This window comes from Cupriavidus sp. 10L45, from assembly GCF_056395225.1.
Map to the genome: position 1 here is coordinate 1 of NZ_JBFTJC010000028.1, position 3003 is coordinate 3003.

At 56.0% G+C, this 3003-nt stretch carries 3 protein-coding genes and 2 pseudogenes; all 5 read left to right on the forward strand.

Annotated elements, in window-relative coordinates; translation table 11 throughout:
• Positions 1–1263 (forward strand): EndoU domain-containing protein (locus AC1DFU_RS27505; protein ID WP_441593842.1); only part of this gene is annotated, 1263 nt, incomplete at its 5' end.
• Between the two features lie 7 nt (positions 1264–1270).
• The gene (locus AC1DFU_RS27510; RefSeq protein WP_143093955.1) at positions 1271–1525 is read left to right on the forward strand and encodes a MafI family immunity protein; all 255 of its coding nucleotides are present in this window, start codon (positions 1271–1273) and stop codon (positions 1523–1525) included.
• Positions 1526–1810: 285 nt separating this feature from the next.
• Complete coding sequence (locus AC1DFU_RS27515; RefSeq protein WP_143093956.1) at positions 1811–2449, forward strand: hypothetical protein; 639 nt, start codon at positions 1811–1813, stop codon at positions 2447–2449.
• A 21-nt stretch (positions 2450–2470) separates the two neighbouring features.
• A pseudogene (locus tag AC1DFU_RS27520) lies at positions 2471–2635 on the forward strand (DUF2846 domain-containing protein); the annotation flags it as partial.
• Positions 2636–2697: 62 nt separating this feature from the next.
• Positions 2698–3003, forward strand: a pseudogene (locus AC1DFU_RS27525) (hypothetical protein); the annotation flags it as partial.

Consider the following 3003-nt stretch of genomic DNA (forward strand, 5'->3'; position numbering starts at 1 on the left):
AACACCGTGGCCTATGGCGGAAGCTTTGGGCAGGCGTTCGTGGGTGGGCTGGTAAGGGATGCGGCAGCAGTTGGGGCCAACGCCGTGGGAGTAAGCGCGCCGGGTATTGGCATGCCGGGCTCGGACTCCTCGACGATCCTGACCAATGTGTTGGGACATGCGCTGGTGGGGTGTGCTGCGCAGGGCCTTACAGGTGGTGATTGTGCAGGAGGCGCGATCGGCGGGGCGGCGAGTGCTATTGCGGCGCCGTTGATTCGGGATGTTGTCTATGCCGATAGCCCAGTACTCAACTACAGTGACGACAAAATTCGGCTGGCGGTTACCGTCGGTCTGGCAACGCTTGTAGGCGGGGCTGCGGGCGCGCTTCTGGGTGCTGACGTCAATTCGGCAGGGTTGGCGGCACAGAATGAAGCGATCAATAACGCTACGAGTCGATATCAGAACGTTAAGGATCCTCGTTTTCAGGCCAATGTAAAGGCGTTGGGCGCGTGTGTCGATCCGGTGTCCTGCCGCTCCAACGCCGCCTTCCTGGAGGCGCAAGTCGGAGTGCTGAGCGATGCAAAGATCGCAGCCATGTGCGGTGGCAATGCAGATTGTGTATCTGCACGGCAGGAGGAGCGAGGTCTGTATCAGCAGGCGTATGGGGAGGCACTGGCGCACCAAGACACCAACGTTGCGGCTCGGGATTTCTTGATCCGTGCGAACAATACGCAGAGTAAAGGCTATACCGCCACACAGATCGACAACGCACTGCTGCGATTCCAGCTTGGTACAAGCGACCCGACGAATCCTATTGATGCTTTCGTTGCCAAATCTATTCTTGGCAATGTTGCCCTTTTTGGAGCGATTAAAGGTGTCACCGGGGTGGACTCGGATGGAGGTGGTAGTTCCCGTGGGCCAAGACCAACAGCCGCAGGCCGAGTGCCGTCCGAAGCGGATCTTGTAAATCTGGCCAGCCAGCAACGTACCCAACATATTCTTTTGGGAGATGCCACTGGTGGTGGACATTTATGGCCGGGGGCTCCCGGGAAGACTGCCTTTCCGTCCGTATGGACAGAAAGCCAAATCATGCACAATGTATCGGATCTCGCGACGGATCCGACAGCGAAATGGACTCAACTCACAGGTAAGGCGGGGGCTGACTACACCTCAAAAGGCGCCCCTGTCCGGTGGGCTGTGGAAGGCGTGCGGGACGGGGTGCAGGTTCGTGTCATCGTGGAACCTCGCGGTGAGGGAATCATTACAGCATACCCAAAGCAATGAGGCCGAAATGAGAAAGCATTCAAACGCAGAGTCGATTATTGCAACAGTACTGAACGAGGTGGCATCAGCGTTTCCTGACGACACGCCGAAGAATGTTCGGGAGCTACTCGATCATGGCGAGCCTGGAGTTGCGCTAGAGGTTTTATATGCGCAGTTGATCGAATATCAGATTGAGGTTTCACCTGATTTAAAATCTCGCATGCGGACGGCTGCTGACCTTATGGGAATGTCCATAGCTAATCTGGACGGAGCAAGTGAATAGCCTAGGTGTTGGGGGAATCTCGGGAGGTCTTCTACACGCCGGATCATTATCCAGCTTTCATCCTCTGAAAGGGTTGCCTGGATAACCGAGAGACATTAAGTTCTGTGTCCCGGCTTTGGGAATTCCATGAGCTTGCATTCGTGTATGCCAAGATATCAAGGTTTGCCTCGGAACGGACGGATCACCGCTACACTCTATCCGGTGAGCAAATCCACAAGTGCGCCTAGCATCCAGTTTAGTCGGCCGAGTGGACGCAATAGTCAGATGAAGATCAGGTTTTGACCTATGAATCAGCATAGAAATACATTTGCCGATTACATGGCTACGCTGCGGTTTATCGCCCACAGCGTCTGTATCCACGGTATGTCGCGTGGAAGATTGAGTGAGAGTGATGGCGACGGACGATTCCTCGCATTCTTCTCACGAGCTTTTTTGCGCGAGCGCCGATGGGCCGTAATACCGCTGTGGGAGGGAGATCTCCGGTCGTTGCAAACGGAAAGGGGAGAGCAGATTGAACTGTTGGCAAGACTTCGCGTGTTCTGTATGCAAAACCAAAGTAACGTTCTGAACGTCGCGACGCTCGAAAAGGCTGAGTGGGAGTATGCGCCCGACTTCTCAGCCGTCACAGTAGCTACCCGGAAGCTCGATTTAGCCGTTGATAATCCAAATCAACTATTTGAGACAACGCCCAACAATTTGCCATATTGGGGTTCAACTTTCCTTTGGCCGGACAACGAGCGCTTCATGGTCTATACGGACGGTGACAATGTCTCGTTCATCGCGGGAGATGGAGTTGAGATCGAAGATTTGCTTGGCGTTTCGTATGCCTACTGCGCTGAACGGTTCGTCTCTTCGAATATCGCGAACCAGACGCAACCGGATCTGATCAACGCCTTCCTCAAATTTTGCGCAGAATTTGAGTAACCAAGAACGAAGGTTGATGTGTCAATTGTGCTCGATTCCGGGGAAACCAAGTACGTGCGCAGCTCGCCGTCGATGGGCTTGATGGTGGGTCGCGTGGTACTGGAACTGAAGACGCCGGAAAAAGCAAAAGAGGATCTCTCGTCGCTGAGCTATACGGGCGACCAGGTCAAGACGGCTGCGAAGTAATAGGAAGTGTTGGGAGGGAGGCTCCGGCACCCTCCAAGCTGAGGCGTTGCGCCCTTAGCTGATTGGCTTATCAGGTCTACCTGCCGGACGGCTACGTCCAGGCGCTGGCGACGCCCAACGGCGGCGCGATCAGCGGGCAGAACGTCAGCCTGGACATCGACGGACAACTGCGTAACAGCGGCCAGATCACGGCCGGGGACCTGCTGCAGGTGAAGGCGGGCAGCCTGGACCTGAGCCCGAACGTGGTGGACATCGGCACGAATGCGTACAAGGCGCAGGGCGGCTGGAATGTGGTGACGGGCACGGTGGTGCAGCCGGGCGGGTTCCTGTCGGCGATGCGCATGGACATCGACGCCGGCACGATCCAC

Bases quoted from the DNA above. Each gene is read 5' to 3' on its own strand.
- AC1DFU_RS27510 (WP_143093955.1), top strand. From the start codon at position 1,271: ATGAGAAAGCATTCAAACGCAGAGTCGATTATTGCAACAGTACTGAAC.
- AC1DFU_RS27515 (WP_143093956.1), top strand. From the start codon at position 1,811: ATGAATCAGCATAGAAATACATTTGCCGATTACATGGCTACGCTGCGG.